The sequence below is a fragment of the Streptomyces sp. NPDC031426 genome (assembly GCF_055581585.1).
In genome coordinates this window covers 377,036-394,134 of record NZ_JBVIJE010000007.1, presented here as the reverse complement: position 1 = coordinate 394,134, position 17,099 = coordinate 377,036, and the positions used below count along the sequence as shown (strand labels likewise).

Here is a 17,099-nt window from a genome sequence, read left to right as displayed (position 1 = left end):
TCACAGCCCCAACGTGGTCTGGGCGTTGGTCCACGCGTCCGTGCAGTGCCGCAGGGACTCGCCCTTGGCCTGCGCGGCGGCGAACAACCGTCCGATGTGGGTGTCGGTGAGGCAGCCGCACCGGCCGTGCGTGGACAGCACCGCCAGGAAGGTGCGGTACACGGTCGTGTGCACGGCGCTGGACGCCTCGGTGATGCGCTGCTCGGCCATGGCGATTCCACGGGCGAGGTAGGCGGGCGTTCGGTGCGGGCATTGCCCGCCCCCGGCTGGTGCGGGCATGGCGACGGCATGCGGCGCCGGGCGGACCGGAGCGGGCGCCTTGACGGCCAGGGCGCGGACGGTGTCCGGCAGGGCGGTCATGGTGCCGGTGCCGGGCCCGAGATAGCGGGCGTAGGCCATGGTGGACTTGATGTCCACGCCGGGCCGCACGCCGTTCGCGGACGGCATGCGGCCCAGGTAGAGCCAGTGCTCGCCCCGGGTCGTGGGCACGGTCTGCGTGGCCGGCAGGTTCTCGCGGGCCCAGTGGACCGCATCGGCGTCGTCCAGGTCCACGACCGTCAGCCCCGCCCCGCCCGGGTGGTAGGCGACCGCGCTCGCGCGCATCCACGCGCGCCGCCACCCGACCGAGGCGATGACGTCCGCATCAGTGGTCGCGGCGGCCCAGCCGTGGCAGGGACCGAGGCACGAGCACGGTCCGGGGGTCTTCATGTTCGGCCGGCCGCCGCACGCGTTGTCCACGCACGCCGTGCAGTTGCCGAAGGGGACTTTGCCCACCCGCAGCGGCAGGACCGGGACCCGAGAGGCAGCCAGGGCGAGCGCGGTGCGCAGGTACTCGCTCATGCCGCCACCCCCCACGCAGCGCGAGAGGCCCGGAAGGCGCGGCCGATGTACTCGCTGTAGGCGGGCGGGATGGCCTCGGTCAGTTCCTCGCGCACGTCGGTCCACGTGATGCCCATCGCCGCTTGCAACTCCCGGACGGTGGGCTTGCCCCCACCGTTGCCGTAGGCGGCCACGTACGGGCCGTCGTAGAAGCGGCCGTGACGGTAGCCGCGCACGCGGCCCCGGTGCGGCTGGTGCTCGGGCTGTGGCACGGTCCAGCCGCCGGCCTCGAAGTTGCGGTGCCGGATCACTCCGAGACCGAACATCTCCCCGCACAGGGTGAGGTCTTTGCGGATCTCCGCACGTCCGTTGGGCTGCTCGATGACGTACGGCAGGCCCGTCTCATCGAGCAGGGCGCGGGTGGGTGCCACAAGGTCGACGTGGGCTCCACCCCACCCCTGGGAACGGTTGGTGCCCACCGTCAGCGTGCACTTGTCCTGGCAGGGCGGGGAGGCGTGCACGAACGCGTACCGGCGGATCTCGCCCGTGGCGATGAGGTGAGCGAGGTAGGCGAGCGCGTCACCCCGGTGGTACGGGAAGGGGTAGTTCGGCCGGTGGGCGATGTCGCAGCCATGCACGCGGAAGCCGGCGCGCAGGTACCCCATGGCGGCGCCGCCAGCGCACGAGAAGAGATCCAGGAGTAACGGCCGCTCGCCGTCTCGCCGGAAGGTGGTCGGTTGGGTCATGCTGGGAGACCTCCACGGGTCTGTTGACGGTCTGGTGGAAGGCGGCGGCCCCGGTTCTTGGCGGAAGGGGGCCGCCGTCGTCGTTGTGCGGCTGGGTCAGGCGGCGGCGGACTCGTCGCCGCGCGTGGCGGTCAGGCAGCCGTCCGTGGTGCGGACGATCGCGCCGTCGGTAGTGAGGGTCTTGACCGCCTTGGACACGGCGCCCTTGGACAGGCCCGTGAGCGTGACCAAGTCCTTCTGCCGGACCGGCTCGTCAGCGGTCTCGATGGCCTTCAGCACACGGGCGGCGGCGCCATCCGGGAGCGGGGCCGCCTCGGTCGCGGTGTCCTTGACGAGGGTGAGCGTCGGGGCGCCCGCGGCTTCCACCGTGGGAGCCACGCTGCGGGACCACGGCGTGCGGTCGGGCAGAGCGATGACCACGGCCTTGTCCATGTAACGGACCTTGACAGGGTCGGGCTTGCGCTTGCCGTCCCGGATCAGCGCCACACCCGGTACCGGGAGTTCGTCGGCGTTCCAGCCCTTGGCCTGTGCGTCCTCCCCGAGGACGACGCGGGCCTCGGCCGGGGTGCGGACCGCGAGGCAGATGGAGACGCCGATCTGCGGGGCGATCTGCTTGGGGATGCCGTCGCCGATGGTGGGCTTCTGCGTCATCCACCACAGGTCGATGCACGCCGCGCGGCCCATCCGCGCCAGCGACTCCAGCCCCGGCAGCGCGGACCGGTTGACGGTGCGGGTCTTGCCGTCGCTCGTCTCGGTCTCGTAGGGGACCTTGTCAGCGGCGGTCATGACTTCGGCGCCTTCATCGACCACGACCGTGATGCGCGGCCGGTCCGCCGTCGGGGTCCAGGTGTCCTGGCCCTTGGGCAGGACGGAGAGCCGTTCCAGCATCTCCGTCTCCAGCTCGTCGACCACGTCGACGACTTCGCGCGGGGTGGAGGCGACGCGGGCCCGGTGGTCCCACAGGCGGCCTTCCACACGCTTGAGGTCGATGATGACGAGCGCGTTCGCCGCGCCCTCGGACGCCTCATACAGCAGCGGCCGGGACGCCACGCTCTTGCCCGCCCCGGACCGCCCGGCGATCAGCAGCCGTTCCCCGAGCGGCACGGTCACCTGCTCACCGGTCACGGTGTCGATGCCGAGGGAGCGGCGTTCAGGCGTCCACGTCAGGTCGTCGCCGTCGGCCGCGCTGCGGGTGCGCAGGATCAGTTCGGCCCAGCCGCCCTGCTTGCCCGCCTTGATCTGCATGCGCAGGCTCGTGCGGGCCCCGAGCAGGGCGCGGATGTGGTCCTCGGCGGCGCGGAGCTTGGTCGCCGTCCACGTGCCGTCCAGGCGGACGGCGACGACGATGCCCGCCTCGGTCAGCTTCGGCCGGCCGGTCAGCGTGCCGGACAGGCCGCGCTGTTCGGCGTGCTCCTTCCAGTGCTGCGGCTGCAACCGCTTCAGCAGCGCCGACTCTTCAGCGGTGGGCTTGAGTCCAGTCGTGTCGCGCTCGTGCACCGCGATCCACACCGACAGGGCGGTGACGGCGGCCACCACGGCGACGGCCGACCACACCCACACGCGGGTGGAGACGTGCGGCAGCCACACGTACCCGGCGACACCGAGAGCGGCGGCGGTCTTGGTGGCGAACAGCCACATCGGGTCCGGCACGCGCCGCTTGGCGGTGCGCAGCTCGCGCTCGGCGCGGTGGCGCAGCGGGGTGACGCCCTCGGGGTCGATGGCGCGCGCGGTGGCCAGCGCGCGGCGGGCATCGCGCACGAGCGGCTTGCGTTCGGCGCGCAGCGCGGAACGGCGCTCGGCTTCCTTGCGCCACCGGTCGGCGGTCCAGCGGGCGGCCGTGGCGGCGTACTGGCGGTGGGTACGCCAGACTTGGGACTGACTCACGGTGTCCTCTTCTCAAGGGTTCGGTGGGTTGGTGGTGGCGGGCCCTGCGACGGCCCGTCACCACGCATGTGTGTTACGCGGAGTGAGCGTGTTTCCGGTTTCCTGGTTTCCGAGGCGGCCCCTACGCGTGCGCGCGCGAGGACGGAAACTTCCGTCACCCTGCGTCGCTATGGGGTCTATGGCGGGCGAACAGGCTTCCGGGGGTCAAACCCCACGCGGAAGGCCCCTCGGGCGCTCTGTGGGCCGTCTACGGCCTCGGGGCGTTTCAGCGGCCCTTCCGGCCGCTCCTGCCGGTGCTCTTGGTGCCGGTGGTGACCGAGCGGACGACGGTGACCACGGCCCACCCGAGCACCAGCGCGATGAACGCGAGCATCGCGATGTTCGCGGCGATGGCGGTCAGCACGCCGACGAGCAGCGGGCCGAAGTAGACGCCGGCCGCGACCGCACCGGCACCGACCCCGGAGCCCAGCGCGACGCGCTGCACCGTGCGGTCCGGCGGCGCCTGGTGGATGTGCACCACCTGCGGCCCGGCGGGCTGCTGGGCGGGCAGCGCGGTGGGGTCGGCGTAGACGTGGCTGCCGTCGGGGAGCTGCACGACAGTCAGCGGGCGGTGTGCGGGGAGCTGTTCCATGACGCACCCTCCGGGGCGTTGTCGGAAAAAGCGCAGGCAGAGCACATGCCGAGCGACGGCGGGATGACGTATCCCGCATCCCGGCGGCAGGCGGGGCAGAGGCGGCGGGCGGCGTTGGCCTTGACCAGGGCCGCCCACCGGGCCGGGGTCATCGGACGCACCGGCTTGGCGCGGTCGACACGGTAGAGGTAGGCGACCAGCGGGCCCCGCCGGCGCCGGGGCCGTTCGAGCTGCGCGGCCACGTCCTGACCGCCGGGGCGCAAGCCGAGGGCGCGGAGCTGTCGGCGGGTGGCGTAGCCGTCCGGGGCCAGGTGCCACCGGTAGACGGGCAGCGCGGCCATCAGGCGACCAGAAGGCCGCGTTCGGCACGCAGGGTGTCGCGCAGGGTACGGGCGTTCGCCGGCGAGGTGCGAACCTCACGACGGATGCCCTCGGCAGTCAGCTTGGCGTCCGGCCAATCGGCCGTCGCCTTCCGAGCCTCGTCGAGCAACTCATCCGGAGTCCGCTTCAGCCGCGGGGCGCGGGCGACCTCGGGCACACGGCCCGTGGCCCGGCGTGGCCGACTCGACTCGGCAGCCACCGTGCGCCGCTCGATCGGTGTCACACTCGGCTGCTCGATGGCCTTGACCGGCTTGCTCGGGATGGTCGACTTCAGGAAGCCGACGGCCACCGGTCGGGGCAGCGCCGTGACGTTCGACGTGATCGGCGCCGGGGTCGATACCGCAAGGTCAGAACTAGACCGATTCATCTCGGTACTGGTCGATTCCTCCGCATTCGCGGTCGGAGCCGCGATCGGGGTGGGGCGGTGGTGCAGCACCTTCGCCACGAGGTCCGAACCGAAGTAGATCGACCCGACCGGCAGCGACGTGGCGAGCAGCACGAGCGCCCAGTTCGCCGGGTCCCAGTCGGCCAGTCGACCCCAGTCGACCGAGCGGCCGTGCAGCTCCGGGACCAGGCCGTGCACGTAGTTCAGCACGAGCGAGGCGATCGTGTAGGCCGCCAGCACCCGCAGCGCGAACGTCCGATCCCGCCCGGCGAGCACGAGCGTCGCAATCAGGGCCAGGGCCATGAGGCCGTCGACGACGAACGGGTACAGCGTCGCCGCCGTGCCGTCCGCGCCGATGGCGCCCGCGATGTCGCGCAGGGCGTTCCAGGACACCCGGAACGCCATCGCGACGACGGCGACCAGCGCCAGCACCAGGGCGGCGCGGCCCTTGCGGTGCAGGTTCATGCGGCACCGCCCGTCTGCCCGGACAGGCCGTTGACGTGGTCGCGGTGCGCGGCGAGCACGCGCCGGCGGGCCCGGCGGATCCGCCGCTCGTCCAGCTCGCACGGCGTGCGGTCGATGACGACGATCTGCGCGTCCAGCAACTCCATCTCCGCGCGGATGACGGGCATCTCCGCGTCGATGGCGTCCAGCTCCGCGTCCGTGGGCTCCATCCACGGCTCGAACGCGGTAACAGCGTCCTGAACAGTCACGATGTGGTCCATGGGTCGTGTTCTCCCTAGCAGGTGGCAACGGCCCGAACAGCGGCCCCGGTGTTCGAGCACCGGGGCCGCGCGCCGTTGGAGACGGGATCTCCGGCTCCCCTCTGCGCCGCTCGTACGAGACGAGCAGCGGAGGCAACCGGCGCGGCGTGCGCCGCGAGGTCGAAGCGCAGTCAGGCGCTGCGCGATCCGTCTTTTCGACTCGGGGAGACGGGGCCCGCCTATGCAGTTGTCAAGCAACTCCCGGCGCAGGGCCTCTCGTTGTGGCAGGCCGTCCCGAACCAGAACCGCACCTCAGTGAGTTGGTGCGGCGTTGCATCTACAGACTGGACCGGTGGACCGGTCCAGTCAAGCAGTGAAATCGGAGTTATCGAGCAGTGGCGAGCGTTTGCGCAGCTCAAGCAGCTTGACGGGGCATCAAAAAAGCTGGACCGGCGGACCGGTCCAGCTATCTTTCGGTGGGCTCTACCTACATCGCGTAGGTGTCCACCTGCTCAAAGAGAGCGGCCGGGGTGACGCCCTCTTCACAGACCAGCGGGCACCCCTCTTGGTCGAATGCCGTGTGCAGGAGGACCGCGACCGCGCTACCTGGCTCGACACCCAGCCGTTCCGCCTCAACTTGGGTGGCCAGGCGCACGGTAGTCACGTCCACGCCCTCCACAGGAAACCGCCCGGTCTGTCGACGAACGTAGCGGGTCGTCCCCTCTGCGATTGGTGCTGTGTCGGAGAGGCGAGGTGCAGCCTCTCCGATCTCAGGAGGGAACCACGCTTCCACGCAGCTATTGGGGCTCCCGTCTGGCAGCTGGAGGACCCGGACACGCCGGAGGGCCAGGGTGCCGGGTGCGAGGCCAAGAGCATTGGCCACGCGTGTGGGCGGTTCAGCCCAGTCGGGCGTGCCGATCCGCAGGAACGGCATACCACCCAAGATGCGTGCCGACCCGGCCCGCCGGGCGCCGGCGGGACGTGCCACGGGGGTCTCTGTGACGACGAACCCGGTTCCTTGCTTGGCCACGACTACGCCGTCGTTCCGGAGCACGTCCACGGCCTTGATGGCAGTGGCTCGCGACACGTCCCACTGTTCGGCCAGGTCTCGGCCGGACGGAATCGTCTCGCCGGGGGCGAATTCACCTGCGGCGATGCGGGTCCGAAGCGACTCGGCGATCTCCTCGTACTTCAGAACAGCCATTGGCTTCCCTTACTTCGCGCGCTGGACTGGTCCACCGGTACACACGATACTGCGGGCATGTCGAATCTCGAATTGGCTCCCTCCGTGATGCGGTTCTACGGCGAGACAGTGAACGAGGACAGCCGTCTGCGCAGCTCGGCAGACGGGCGGATGGAGCTGGTCAGGACTCAAGAGCTTCTCCGACGGTTTCTGCCCCCCGCACCGGCCCGCGTACTCGACGTGGGTGGGGGGACCGGGATTCATGCCGAATGGCTGGTGCAGGACGGCTACGACGTGACGCTGGTGGACCCGGTGCCCCGGCACGTCGAGTACGCCTCAGCCGTGTGTCCTGCGGTCGTGGGGGATGCCCGCGCCCTAAGCGAGCCGGACGACAGTTACGACGTCGTGCAGCTTCTTGGGCCGCTCTACCACCTGCCAGACCCAGAGGACCGGCGTATCGCGCTGGCGGAGGCGCACCGCGTGGTGAAGCCGGGCGGGCTGGTCGCAGCAGCAGCCATCAACCGGTACGCCTCGTTGTTTGAGCACGTGACGTACGCCCATCTGCACAAGGAGCGAATCCGGGACTCCGTCTCCAAGATTCTTGAGACAGCCGTCTATGACGGCGTGCGAGGATTCACCCTGTCGTACTTCCACCGGGCTGAGGAACTGGTCTCGGAGCTGGTGGCCTCTGGGCTCACTGAAGTGCAGGTTTTCGGGATTGAGGGCCCCGCGTGGTCGCTCGTCAAGACAGCCGAGCAGCAGCCCGGTGAAGGGCCCACGGATGAGCTGATCGCATCGGCCATGGAGGCGGCCCGCATGGCGGAGCCGTACCCGGAGTTGCTGGCCGCTAGCTCGCATCTCTTGGCTGTGGGGAGAGCTTCCGCGGACATCAACCCCTGACATCAACGGTGGCGAACACTGGCGGACAGCCACGCCCGTTCCGCCTTAGGCACAGGCCGGTTTGGGCGCGGGGGCAGGGGGCGCAAAGCGCGCGCACCCGCCTACGGATCAGATGACATCTACCCAGATCGTCAGCCGGGCCGAAACGCCAGTCCGTATTAAGAGCGGTAGGTGCGAGCTACAGCCCCCGCCTCGTGAGGAGTCGAGACGGGGGCGTTCGCACCAGCTCCAAAACGGTATTCGACGGCCTCATGAACTCCTATGATCGGATCGCGTGTAATCGGCACGAGGGGTCGCAGCGGGGGAGCATGGCGCAGTCACCGGGGGCAGCAGAGCGCGCGATTGAGAGTCTTCTTGACCACGACAGGAAGATCCTCGAACTTCGACGTGAAATACGTTCAGCACACATAAGGCGCTTTGTCCTAGTTTCAACCTACGCTTCCGCCCCCACACTGCTGCTTCTCCTGTTCGTCGGGAACATCGCCACATGGGGCCGCGTCGACCTCACCCGCGTCAACATAGCCGGGATCCCGATTCTTCTAGCTTTGCTCGTTTTGTGTGCAATTGTACGAATTCTCAGTTCTGGTGACCTCTTCGATGGAGTGCTTACCGAAGACTGGGAAGCCGGGTACGCAGCTGAGAAGAAGATCGACCTCACGCTGGCCATCGAGCGCAAGCGTCTCTCTGCAGCCTCTACGAACCTGCCAACGGAAACGCGTCGGCACATCTACCGGGAGACCGTCCCGGGAGCCATCGAACAGTATCGAGCTGACGGACTGCGCTACCGGCGTATCCACAACTTCTTCCAGAGCATCATCATCATCGGTTCGCTTGCGACTTCGACGGCAGCGAGCCTTGCGGAGACTCCAGCTCCCTTCAAGTGGATCACTGTTGGCACAAGCTTCGCCGTAGGCCTCGCGGCAGGCTTCACGGGCTACTTCAAGTTCCGCGAGCGCAGCTTCTACCTCCAACAGACGGCGGACTCCATTGAGGAGGAGTACGACGCTGTCAACCTGAAAGTGGGTCGCTACAAGGGCAGCGCAGACGACGCAGCAGCCCTGTTGGACTTCACCGAGCGTGTGGAGACCCTGAAGAACGACCAGCGTAAGCGGCAGCAACAGCTCGACCAGCCGACAGAGACGCCAGAGGGTTAGCGTCGTTGTCCGGGTCTTTGTCCAGTGCACCGACGGCCGCCACTGTTCACCGGCGTGCGCGCACCCCCTCTGACCTGGCCCGCGAACTCGTACGAACGCCCCCGTACGGCCGCGCGGACAGTTGGAAAGCGTGTTGGGGGCAACCCCTCACGAGTTCGAATCTCGTATCCTCCGCCAGTGCCTCACCGGGCACGATGTCGAAGGGCCCCACTGTTCGCAGTGGGGCCCTTCGACGTGCGTGGTCTCAGTTTTGGTCTCATTTGGCTCCGGAGGAGCCCCACAGCTTCTCTCCGACCTGATCCGCGACCTTCCGGAGCATGAGCCCTGTCACATGCATGTAGCGAGCTCGCATCCGCGCGGCGCCACCCGGCTCCCATCCCATGATCGCGTCCACGCTGCCATCCGGGACACCGAGCACGAGGAGGACCGTAGCCGCCGTGTGGCGAGCGTCATGAAGGCGCCCGTCCCGCACGCCAGCGTCCCGAAGAAGCCGCTTCCACACGTGGTAGTCGGTGTTCGGGCTCAGAAGCCCCCCAGTCGGCGACGTGAAGACGTAGCCCTTGTCCTCCCAGTCGGCTCCGGCCCCCGCGCGCTCCCGGTCCTGCTCCTCCCTGTGCTTGCGGAGCAGCTTGATCAGCGGGTCAGGCAGGCCGACCGTTCGGCGGCCAGAGCGTGATTTCGTGCTCTTGTGCTCGCGCCGGATCTGCTCGCGTTTGGGGCAGTACCCCGGCTTCTTGCCGCACGACTCGTCCCGACCGGATCCTGCACGACCTGCTCCCTCAGCCCCAGACGGACGACGTCGCTCTCCTTCTGACCCGGACCAGGACCCTTGGCACCAGCCAGGTCGCCACCTGGGAACTGCCCGCCGAACCCTCCGTCGTGGCCCTGGCCCGTGAACTCGCCTGTGAGGGTCTGGCCGCCTGGCACCAGCAGGAAGCTGCCTTCACCGCGGAACTCGTGGTGAGCGAACTGGTCACCCATGCCATCCGCTACGGCTCCCCACCGATCCACCTGCGGCTCATCCGTGACACGGCGTTGATCCGTGAGGTCAGCGACGCCAGCGGCCCAGCCCCGCATCTGCGACGCGCCCGCCTCTCCGACGAAGGCGGCCGGAGCCTCCTCATCGTCGCTCAGCTCTCCCAGCGGTGGGGCAGCCGTCACACCCGCACCGGCAAGACGATCTGGGCCGAACTACCCCTCACCCCTGCCCAGCATTGATCTTCATCCGCGGGGAGGTCCAATAGCGGGCGTGGTACGCGGTAAGCGGCGGGGACGGGAGCAGCCATCAGGCGTTCGCCACCGCCGGCGTCAGACGTGCCGCGCTCCGCAGCGAACGGGAAGCGGTCAAGGCGAAAAAATCTGTGGCTCTTCGCGGCAACCTTTTCGGCCTCTGGGACCACTCAGCGTTGTCCGGCCAAGTGGTCCGGTCAGATGCAACGGCTGAAAGAGAGCACAGGCATGTCCCTGGAACGAGAGCACAGACATGTCCCCGGCCCACCCACGTCATCGTTGGCGTCCCGCGTCGGCGGCCACCGCGCCGACGGCGGCGGCCGCGGTGGTCGCCCGAAGCATCGTGGCCGTCGATTGCTCGCGCGTCGGGGTTTCTGGGCGGGCCTCGTCATGGTTGTCGTGGCCGGCTCGGCTGTCGTGGTCAGCCAGGCTTCGGCGCAGCAAACCCTGGATCTGAAGAAGTGGTACGTGCTGGTCAACCGCAACAGCGGCAAGGTGCTGGACGACCGCGCCTTCGCCACGAACGACGGCGCTGCGGTGGTGCAGTGGGCGCGCCACGGAGGGGCCAACCAGCAGTGGCGGTTCATCGACGCGGGTGACGGGTACTACCGGCTGCAGAACCGGAACTCCGGCAAGGTGCTGGACGACCTCGGCTGGTCGAAGACCGCCGGCTCCGCCATCGTGCAGTGGAAAGACCTGAACGGCACCAACCAGCAGTTCAAGGTGGCCAAGTCGCCGGACGGCTACGTGCGTTTGGTCAATCGCTTCAGTGGCATGGCTGTCGATGTCCACAACGCCGCCAAGGCCGACGGGGGCTACGTCGTCCAGAACCGCGACCGGGGCAGCGCCGATCAGCAGTGGCAACTCGTCCCGGCCGGGAGTGTCGGCAGCGCCGGTACGCCCACCGCGCCGGGCGGCAGCGTTCCCACCAGCCAGACTCCGAGCGGCTCGCACCCGTCGTCGCCGTCGTCTCCCGAGGCTGGTGGCGGCAGCTCGACGACACGTTTCATGGGCAGTAGCACGGTGCTCATCGGCGGCTCGATGTCTGATGCCTCGGCGGCCGCCGCGCCGTTCGACGTGCGGTACGCCTATGTGCACAGCCAGCCCGCGCCCTCGTCGGCTTACTATTCGGCATCGCTCTGCCAGGCCGCGTGGTCGAGCTGGTGGGGCTGCTGGAACGGCAGCACCACGGCGCCCGGCACTTACGTGACCTGGCGGGACACCGTGGCGGCCCACGCGACGTACAAGGGCAGCCCGCGCCCGCAGAAGATGCTCTGGACGTGGTACTCGTTGCGCGACCTCGGGGATGCGGCAGGCCAGGGCGACGGTCCGGGCGAGGTCGTGGCCATCAACCGGCTTGACCTGCTCACCCGGTACATGAACGACTACCGTTTCTTCCTCCAGAAGATCGGCAACTCGAACGACATGATCGACCTTGAACCCGACTTCTGGGGCTACGTCCGGTCGCTCGGCGATCCGCACAAGGTTGCCGCCCAGGTCTCGGCCGCAAACCCGACCGATTGCGGATCGCAGGAGAACAGCGCCGCCGGACTCTCCCGCTGCCTGATCTCGATGGCGCACAAGTACGCGCCGCACACCGCCGTGGGGCTCCACCTCACCTGCTGGGACTGGCAGAACAACACCCAGGGATGCATCAAGGACTACGCAAGCCTCGGGGCACAGAACGCCGACCTCCTGGTCACCGACGTGTCGGACCGCGACGCAGGCTGGTACGCGCAGCCGGCACACGGCGGCCGTGACACCTTCTGGACCGACCAGAAGGCCGCCGACTCGCTGAGGTTCTACAAGACGATGGCCGAGTCCGTGGGCAAGCCGGTGGTCCTGTGGCAGATCCCCGTGGGCAACATGGCGCAGAACAACACCCTCAACCATTACAAGGACGACAAGGTGGACTGGTTCTTCGGGCACATGGACCAGGTGGCGAACGCCCATGTCGCCGGGCTGCTGTTCGGTCCAGGGCAGCAGGAACAGACAACGGCCGAGACCGACGGCGGAAACCTGATCAGCAAGACCATCGCCTACCACAACTCAGGTGGCACAGCGCTCAAGTAGGCGAAGGCACGAATGCGCCCCCATCTTCCCGATGGGGGCGCGTTTTCGTCATCTTCGTCTGGCTGAGGACTTCTCGGCCGGCGCCGGCCATGCCGCCGTCGGTGCGGGCGTCGATCGAGGCGGCCTTGGCGAAAGGGATGATGGTGCTGACAGGTGCCGGCAGAACGCCGATCCGGGACGTCGGCGCCCACGCCGCGCAGGATCAGGAGCACGCCCATCTGCCGGACAAGCCTCCCCGGGCCTCCGCCTGGTCCCCAAACGATTGGAACCCCAGCCGGCGTACGGCTGGGGTTCCTCGAGGCGGTGAGTATCGGTCAGCGGGTGGAGGTGCCCGAGCCGTAGACCGCTCGTCTACGCCGCCGGTGCGCCGCACCAGATCGCGATCACCACGGATCAGGCGGGTCAGCGCTGCAGGGTGAGGACCCCCGGCCGCCACGGCAGTCGGTCGTAGGGGCCGGCCGCGGTGGGGGACTTGCCCTGGTAGAGGAACTGCAGGTGGCAGGGGTCGATGGTCATGGTCTGGTCGGGGTTGGTGCGGACCAGGTCGCCGTGGCTGATGTCGTTGGTCCAGGTGGCACCGCTGTTGGCCTTGCCGGCGAAGGGGTTGCTCTCGCTGGCGGCCTGCGGGGTCCAGGAACCACTCAGGCTGGTGGCGGTGAACGAGCGGAAGTAGCGCTGCTCGTTCGCGCCCCGAGCCTCGACGATCATGAGGTACTGGTTCTGGCCCTGCACCTTGTAGACCTGCGGCGCCTCGAACAGGTTCTTCACCGTGTCGCTCATGACCGTCGTGTAGGACGAGCCGAAGTTGCCCGGGAAGTTCCCGATCGGCATGCTCGCCCGGTAGATCTTGCCGTTGTCACCGGCGAAGAACAGGTAGATGTTCCGGTCGTCGGCGATCAGTGTCTGGTCGATCGGGCCGGTGGGGGATTCAGTCTTGGGGATGCTGCCGGTGAACAGCGGCTGCGGCGCGGACCAGCCGTCGGGGTCGGTGGGGTCGCTCGACGTGCGGTAGACGAAGGGCGACGCGCCCCACTGGGACGCCAGCACCCAGATCTTCTTGGGCGCGAAGTAGAACAGCGTGGGCGCCACCGCGGACTGGCTCATCCCGGTCTGGCCGGCCGACGCCATGTCCGACCAGTTCGTGAAGGGCCTGAACATCATCGAGCCGTACGACGATCCCGACACGCTCGACGCGTACACCAGGTGCTTGCCGTTGTACACCACGTCGGTGAAGTCCTTCACCGCGTCCCATCCGTTCGCCGGCTGCGCCAACGCACCCGTCGACGACCACCGGTACGTCGACGGAAGAGCACACGTGCCGCCCGCCGGCGCGGGCGCCGAAGTCCTTAGGTTCCAGTGCTGGTGGGCGCCGCCGTTGGAGTCCCAGATCTGGACGGGAGTGCCGTTGGCGGTCCGACCGCCGGGGATCTCCAGCGCCCGGCCGCTGGCGACGTTGGTCAGCGTGTAGGAGCCGTCACTGTTGCGGCCGGCCCGCCAGTGCTGGTTGGTGCCGCCGCCCGAGTCCCAGACCTGCATCCTCGTCCCGTTGCCCGTCTGGTTGCCCGGCTCGTCCAGTACCCGGCCGCTGGCGACGTTGGTCAGCGTGTAGGAGCCGTCGCTGTTCCGGCCGGCCCGCCACTGCTGGTTGGAGGCACCGCTGGCGTCCCACACCTGGAGCGGGGTGCCGTTGCCGTTGTATCCCGCGGGCTCGTCGAGAACGCGTCCGGCGGCCACGTCGGAGAGCGTGTAGACCGCGCCGGAGGTGATGCCGCCTGCGTCCGGCGTGCCGCCGCTGGCGCTGCCCAGGGCGGTGAGCGCCGCACTGTAGGCGGGTTTCTTGTTGCCGCTCGCGTCGAACAACAGCGGGTTCTCACCGGTGCGCCACGAGTCGCTGTCCCTGATCCCCCACACCGTGATGCCCGTGCAGCGGGCGACGTTCATGCACGCCTGGACGGCGTTGGTGTACGCCGTCGGCGACGCCTGGGCGATGTCGAGTTCGGTGATCTGGACGTCCACGCCGAGCGCGGCGAACTTGGACAGAGTGGTCTGGTAGCCGGCCGGTGGGCCGCCTGCGCCGAAGTGGCTCTGGAAGCCGACGCAGTCGATCGGTACACCGCGGGACTTGAAGTCCTTGACCATCGCGTAGACGCCCTGCGTCTTGGCGTCGGTCCAGTTCTCGATGTTGTAGTCGTTGTAGCAGAGCTTGGCGGAGGGATCGGCGTTCCGGGCGGTGCGGAACGCCTCCTCGATGAAGCCGTTGCCCAGCACGTCCTGGAAGACCGAGCTGCGGTGCCGGCCGCTGCCGCCGTCGGCGAACGCCTCGTTGACCACGTCCCAGGCGTAGATCTTGCCCTTGAAGTGGCTCATCTCGGTGGTGATGTGGTTGTCCATCACACTGCGCAGGGTGTTGGCGTCGGTGATGGACTTCACCCAGCCAGGCAGTTGCGAGTGCCACACCAGGGTGTGCCCGCGCATCCGCTGCCCGTGCGCGGAGGCGTGGCCGACGATCGAGTCGGCCGGGCCGAAGTTGAAGGTGCCGCGGGACGGTTCGGTGGTGTCCCACTTCATCTCGTTCTCCGGGGTGATCATGTTGAACTCCCGGTCGAGAATCGTGGAGTACGTCGAGTCCCCGAGCCTGCCCGAGGACACCGCCGTACCGAAGTAACGGCCGCTGCCGGCCGCTGCACCGGCAAGGGTCGGCGTGCGGGCATTCGGCGTGTGGGCGGCCTGGGCGACCAGCGGTACGGCGGCACCCGCGGCGGCGAGGACCACGGCGGCGGCGAGCACGCGGCGGGTAGCCGGACGGCGGCGATGAGAGCGGTTCTGATCTGACAAGGGCATGTCCTTCTGGCACAACGGGCCTTGATCCGGCCCTGGTTACTCGCCAGTCGCCGCCACGCACACAAAGGTTGCCGCGATCGCGGGAAGAATTTTCACGGCCGCCGTCACCGTCCCCACCCAGTCCCGCGGCGACCTGCTGGCCACCGTGGAGGCCACCTACGCCGACGGGACCAACGCCGGGTCGGCCGATGGGACCAACGCCGACCCGGCCGACTGGACCCCGTACCAGCAGTTCGGGTACTTGTTCTCCCACCGGGCTGTGCGGCAAGGGGACTCATCCCCTTGCCGCACAGCGGCCTTCACCGGGTCGGGACGAACCCTCCCCGGACCGACGCGGAGCCGCCCGAACCCTGCGCGTCGACGCGGTAGCCGTCGCCCGCGGCACTGCGCACGCCGGTGCCGTTGTTGAACTGGGCGGCAAACTCATAGCTCCCGGCCGGCACGGTCAGGCCCGGCTTGAGGACCCAGCGGTAGACCAGCGTGCCGTCGGCCTCCTGAGCGGTGACGGTGAAGTCACCACTCGGCAGGGTCTGCCAGGTGCCGGTGTTCTTCACCCCGCCGGTCTGCACGATCCGTATCTCGATCGTGAGCGAGGTGAGCGGCTGGGTCGTCTTGAGGGCGAGGTTGCTCTGCGTCCAGTAGACGGTGCTGTGCGGGTCCACCGAGCCGGTCGACCACAGCGCCCCGTTGCGGCTCTCGCCGGCGGCCGGCGATGGACTGGTGGCCGGCTGAGTCGGGCGCGGGCTGCCCGGGGTGGTGGCCGGGGCCGGCGCGACAGGGGTGGGGCGGGCCGATGTCGGGTGCGGGGAGCCGGCGGTCGGGGACGGGCTGGCCGGCGTGGTCACGGTGGCCGACGGCGACGAGTGCGCGACGATGGCGGCGACGGCGAGGCCGCCGGTCGCCAGGATGCCGGCGGCGGCGAGTCCGGCGAGCGCGACCCTGGTACCGGACCTCGCGAACGGCCGCGCGCGGTGACGGACGGCGGGGCCGGCCACGCCGCGTTGCACCCGGGCCAGCATCCTCGCGCGGTCGGGCCGGTGGGCCTCGGCGGCCTCGCGCAGCCGACGGGCGATCTCCTCGTTCACCGGTTCCTCCTCCCTGCCACCAGGTCCCCGACCGCTCGCGCGCCAAGAATCCTTTCCAGCTCGGCCATTCCCTTCGAGGTCTGGCTCTTCACCGTACCGACCGATATGCCCAGCGCCACCGCCGTGTCCTTCTCCGACAGGTCGAAGGCGTGCCGCAGCACCACGCAGGCACGCTTGCGGAACGGCAGCCGGGCGAGCGCCGCGCGGACGTCCAGCACGGCCGCCATGTCCGGCCCCTCCACCTTCTCGGGGCTGCGGGACCAGAACAGCGTGATCCGGCGTCGCTCGCGCACCGCGCTGCGGATCCGTCCCCGCGCCAGGTTGGCCACCACGCCGCGGGCGTAGGCGAGCGGGTGGTCGGCCTGCCGCAACCGGTCCCAGCGCTGCCACAGGGCGACCAGGGCATCCGCCGCGAGGTCGTCCGCCGCGTCGGTCTCGCCGGTCAGCAGGTGTGCTAGACGGGCGAGTTCGGCATAGTGGCGTTCGAAGAATTCGTGGAACTCCGCGGACGCGTCATCGAGGACCATCCCCCGGTCGCCCTCTCCTGGCAATGATGTGCGCGTTGGTTGCGCGTTTAACAATCGGGGCGGCAGCCTAACAGTGCCCAGCCCGGGATTCGAACGGCTGCCGTGCTCGGTTGCGGGCCGGTGAAGGCCGACCGGCGGGCTGGTCAATGCCGGGCGAGCTGGACGCTGGTCGGCTGCACCGTCGCACCCGCACCGCCGCCCGCCGCAGACCCGGCATCGGACGGGGCGGCCGCCCGCGCGCCTGCGGCGGACGCGTCGGCTGCCCGCCCGGCACCGGTTCCGCTCGCGGTGAGGAGGGTCAGGGCCAGGCACGCCAGCACACCGACGACCAGCAGCCCCAAGGGAATGCCCGTGACCAGTCCGCGCCTGCGCCACGGTCGCGGCGCGGCGTGCTTCGTTGCCCTCATGCCCGTCCATCCGGTAGTTCGAATCGGCCTTCCGGCTCCCAGTTGCCGCAGGGGACGAGAAGGTTGCCGCCCCGACGCTGATTTCCCGGCGACCGGTGCACGGCACGAAAGGGATCTGAAGAACATCGGATACGGCGACAACCTTTCCG

The 17,099-nt window shown here is 69.2% G+C and carries 16 protein-coding genes and 2 pseudogenes; 5 read left to right on the top strand and 13 right to left on the bottom strand.

Annotated features, from left to right (window positions below):
• The 8 genes from ACZ5NH_RS17370 to ACZ5NH_RS17335 form a co-directional block, all read right to left on the bottom strand.
• Complete coding sequence (locus ACZ5NH_RS17370) at window positions 1-840, bottom strand: bifunctional DNA primase/polymerase (RefSeq protein ID WP_468776081.1); 840 nt, start codon at window positions 838-840, stop codon at window positions 1-3.
• On the bottom strand, window positions 837-1,565 hold the full coding sequence (locus ACZ5NH_RS17365; protein WP_468776080.1) for a DNA methylase: 729 nt from the start codon (window positions 1,563-1,565) through the stop codon (window positions 837-839). The genes ACZ5NH_RS17370 and ACZ5NH_RS17365 overlap by 4 nt, the downstream gene beginning before the upstream one ends.
• 96 nt (window positions 1,566-1,661) lie before the next feature.
• Window positions 1,662-3,449 carry a MarR family transcriptional regulator gene (locus tag ACZ5NH_RS17360; protein WP_468776079.1) on the bottom strand — a complete coding sequence of 596 codons (1,788 nt, stop codon included), beginning with the start codon at window positions 3,447-3,449 and terminating at the stop codon, window positions 1,662-1,664.
• Between the two features lie 265 nt (window positions 3,450-3,714).
• The gene (locus ACZ5NH_RS17355) at window positions 3,715-4,080 is read right to left on the bottom strand and encodes a DUF6251 family protein (RefSeq protein WP_468776078.1); all 366 of its coding nucleotides are present in this window, start codon (window positions 4,078-4,080) and stop codon (window positions 3,715-3,717) included.
• Window positions 4,050-4,421, bottom strand: a complete 372-nt coding sequence (locus ACZ5NH_RS17350; protein ID WP_468776076.1) for an RRQRL motif-containing zinc-binding protein — start codon at window positions 4,419-4,421, stop codon at window positions 4,050-4,052. The genes ACZ5NH_RS17355 and ACZ5NH_RS17350 overlap by 31 nt, the downstream gene beginning before the upstream one ends.
• Window positions 4,421-5,311, bottom strand: coding sequence for a DUF2637 domain-containing protein (locus ACZ5NH_RS17345; RefSeq protein ID WP_468776074.1), 891 nt, complete (start codon window positions 5,309-5,311; stop codon window positions 4,421-4,423). The genes ACZ5NH_RS17350 and ACZ5NH_RS17345 overlap by 1 nt, the downstream gene beginning before the upstream one ends.
• Window positions 5,308-5,571 (bottom strand): DUF6284 family protein, encoded by a 264-nt coding sequence (locus ACZ5NH_RS17340; RefSeq protein ID WP_468776072.1) that lies wholly within the window; start codon window positions 5,569-5,571, stop codon window positions 5,308-5,310. The genes ACZ5NH_RS17345 and ACZ5NH_RS17340 overlap by 4 nt, the downstream gene beginning before the upstream one ends.
• 466 nt (window positions 5,572-6,037) lie before the next feature.
• The gene (locus ACZ5NH_RS17335) at window positions 6,038-6,754 is read right to left on the bottom strand and encodes a GntR family transcriptional regulator (RefSeq protein ID WP_468776070.1); all 717 of its coding nucleotides are present in this window, start codon (window positions 6,752-6,754) and stop codon (window positions 6,038-6,040) included.
• 57 nt (window positions 6,755-6,811) lie between these two features.
• On the opposite strand from ACZ5NH_RS17335, the gene ACZ5NH_RS17330 reads away from it, so the two are divergent.
• Both ACZ5NH_RS17330 and ACZ5NH_RS17325 read left to right on the top strand, forming a co-directional pair.
• A complete protein-coding gene (locus ACZ5NH_RS17330) occupies window positions 6,812-7,633 on the top strand; it encodes a class I SAM-dependent methyltransferase (RefSeq protein ID WP_468776068.1) in 822 nt (273 codons plus the stop codon).
• Window positions 7,634-7,941: 308 nt separating this feature from the next.
• On the top strand, window positions 7,942-8,787 hold the full coding sequence (locus ACZ5NH_RS17325) for a DUF4231 domain-containing protein (protein WP_468776066.1): 846 nt from the start codon (window positions 7,942-7,944) through the stop codon (window positions 8,785-8,787).
• Between the two features lie 256 nt (window positions 8,788-9,043).
• On the opposite strand, the pseudogene ACZ5NH_RS17320 reads toward ACZ5NH_RS17325, so the two are convergent.
• Window positions 9,044-9,589: pseudogene (locus ACZ5NH_RS17320) on the bottom strand (tyrosine-type recombinase/integrase); the annotation flags it as partial.
• On the opposite strand from ACZ5NH_RS17320, the pseudogene ACZ5NH_RS17315 reads away from it, so the two are divergent.
• Together ACZ5NH_RS17315 and ACZ5NH_RS17310 are read left to right on the top strand one after the other, a co-directional pair.
• Window positions 9,541-10,005, top strand: a pseudogene (locus ACZ5NH_RS17315) (ATP-binding protein); the annotation flags it as partial. The pseudogenes ACZ5NH_RS17320 and ACZ5NH_RS17315 sit on opposite strands and share 49 nt — an antisense overlap.
• 96 nt (window positions 10,006-10,101) lie before the next feature.
• Window positions 10,102-12,090 (top strand): RICIN domain-containing protein, encoded by a 1,989-nt coding sequence (locus tag ACZ5NH_RS17310; RefSeq protein WP_468776064.1) that lies wholly within the window; start codon window positions 10,102-10,104, stop codon window positions 12,088-12,090.
• A 402-nt stretch (window positions 12,091-12,492) separates the two neighbouring features.
• Here ACZ5NH_RS17310 and ACZ5NH_RS17305 read toward each other — a convergent pair whose 3' ends face one another.
• The gene (locus ACZ5NH_RS17305; protein ID WP_468776063.1) at window positions 12,493-14,931 is read right to left on the bottom strand and encodes a non-reducing end alpha-L-arabinofuranosidase family hydrolase; all 2,439 of its coding nucleotides are present in this window, start codon (window positions 14,929-14,931) and stop codon (window positions 12,493-12,495) included.
• Between the two features lie 76 nt (window positions 14,932-15,007).
• Between ACZ5NH_RS17305 and ACZ5NH_RS17300 the strand changes: the two genes are divergently transcribed.
• Window positions 15,008-15,340, top strand: a complete 333-nt coding sequence (locus tag ACZ5NH_RS17300; RefSeq protein ID WP_468776211.1) for a hypothetical protein — start codon at window positions 15,008-15,010, stop codon at window positions 15,338-15,340.
• Here the strand turns inward: ACZ5NH_RS17300 and ACZ5NH_RS17295 are convergent.
• The 3 genes from ACZ5NH_RS17295 to ACZ5NH_RS17285 all read right to left on the bottom strand — a co-directional run bounded on the left by ACZ5NH_RS17295 (window position 15,231) and on the right by ACZ5NH_RS17285 (window position 16,950).
• The gene (locus tag ACZ5NH_RS17295; RefSeq protein WP_468776061.1) at window positions 15,231-16,016 is read right to left on the bottom strand and encodes a hypothetical protein; all 786 of its coding nucleotides are present in this window, start codon (window positions 16,014-16,016) and stop codon (window positions 15,231-15,233) included. The two genes, ACZ5NH_RS17300 and ACZ5NH_RS17295, sit on opposite strands and share 110 nt — an antisense overlap.
• On the bottom strand, window positions 16,013-16,543 hold the full coding sequence (locus ACZ5NH_RS17290) for a SigE family RNA polymerase sigma factor (RefSeq protein ID WP_356317216.1): 531 nt from the start codon (window positions 16,541-16,543) through the stop codon (window positions 16,013-16,015). The genes ACZ5NH_RS17295 and ACZ5NH_RS17290 overlap by 4 nt, the downstream gene beginning before the upstream one ends.
• Window positions 16,544-16,686: 143 nt before the next feature.
• A complete protein-coding gene (locus ACZ5NH_RS17285; RefSeq protein ID WP_468776059.1) occupies window positions 16,687-16,950 on the bottom strand; it encodes a hypothetical protein in 264 nt (87 codons plus the stop codon).
• Window positions 16,951-17,099 lie beyond the last annotated feature (149 nt).

Excerpts from the sequence above, each read along its gene's own strand:
- ACZ5NH_RS17370 (WP_468776081.1), bottom strand. The coding sequence starts at position 840 with ATGAGCGAGTACCTGCGCACCGCGCTCGCCCTGGCTGCCTCTCGGGTC.
- ACZ5NH_RS17350 (WP_468776076.1), bottom strand. The coding sequence starts at position 4,421 with ATGGCCGCGCTGCCCGTCTACCGGTGGCACCTGGCCCCGGACGGCTAC.
- ACZ5NH_RS17305 (WP_468776063.1), bottom strand. The coding sequence starts at position 14,931 with ATGCCCTTGTCAGATCAGAACCGCTCTCATCGCCGCCGTCCGGCTACC.
- ACZ5NH_RS17285 (WP_468776059.1), bottom strand. The coding sequence starts at position 16,950 with ATGAGGGCAACGAAGCACGCCGCGCCGCGACCGTGGCGCAGGCGCGGA.
- ACZ5NH_RS17330 (WP_468776068.1), top strand. The coding sequence starts at position 6,812 with ATGTCGAATCTCGAATTGGCTCCCTCCGTGATGCGGTTCTACGGCGAG.
- ACZ5NH_RS17365 (WP_468776080.1), bottom strand. The coding sequence starts at position 1,565 with ATGACCCAACCGACCACCTTCCGGCGAGACGGCGAGCGGCCGTTACTC.
- ACZ5NH_RS17355 (WP_468776078.1), bottom strand. The coding sequence starts at position 4,080 with ATGGAACAGCTCCCCGCACACCGCCCGCTGACTGTCGTGCAGCTCCCC.
- ACZ5NH_RS17340 (WP_468776072.1), bottom strand. The coding sequence starts at position 5,571 with ATGGACCACATCGTGACTGTTCAGGACGCTGTTACCGCGTTCGAGCCG.
- ACZ5NH_RS17290 (WP_356317216.1), bottom strand. The coding sequence starts at position 16,543 with ATGGTCCTCGATGACGCGTCCGCGGAGTTCCACGAATTCTTCGAACGC.
- ACZ5NH_RS17335 (WP_468776070.1), bottom strand. The coding sequence starts at position 6,754 with ATGGCTGTTCTGAAGTACGAGGAGATCGCCGAGTCGCTTCGGACCCGC.
- ACZ5NH_RS17345 (WP_468776074.1), bottom strand. The coding sequence starts at position 5,311 with ATGAACCTGCACCGCAAGGGCCGCGCCGCCCTGGTGCTGGCGCTGGTC.
- ACZ5NH_RS17325 (WP_468776066.1), top strand. The coding sequence starts at position 7,942 with ATGGCGCAGTCACCGGGGGCAGCAGAGCGCGCGATTGAGAGTCTTCTT.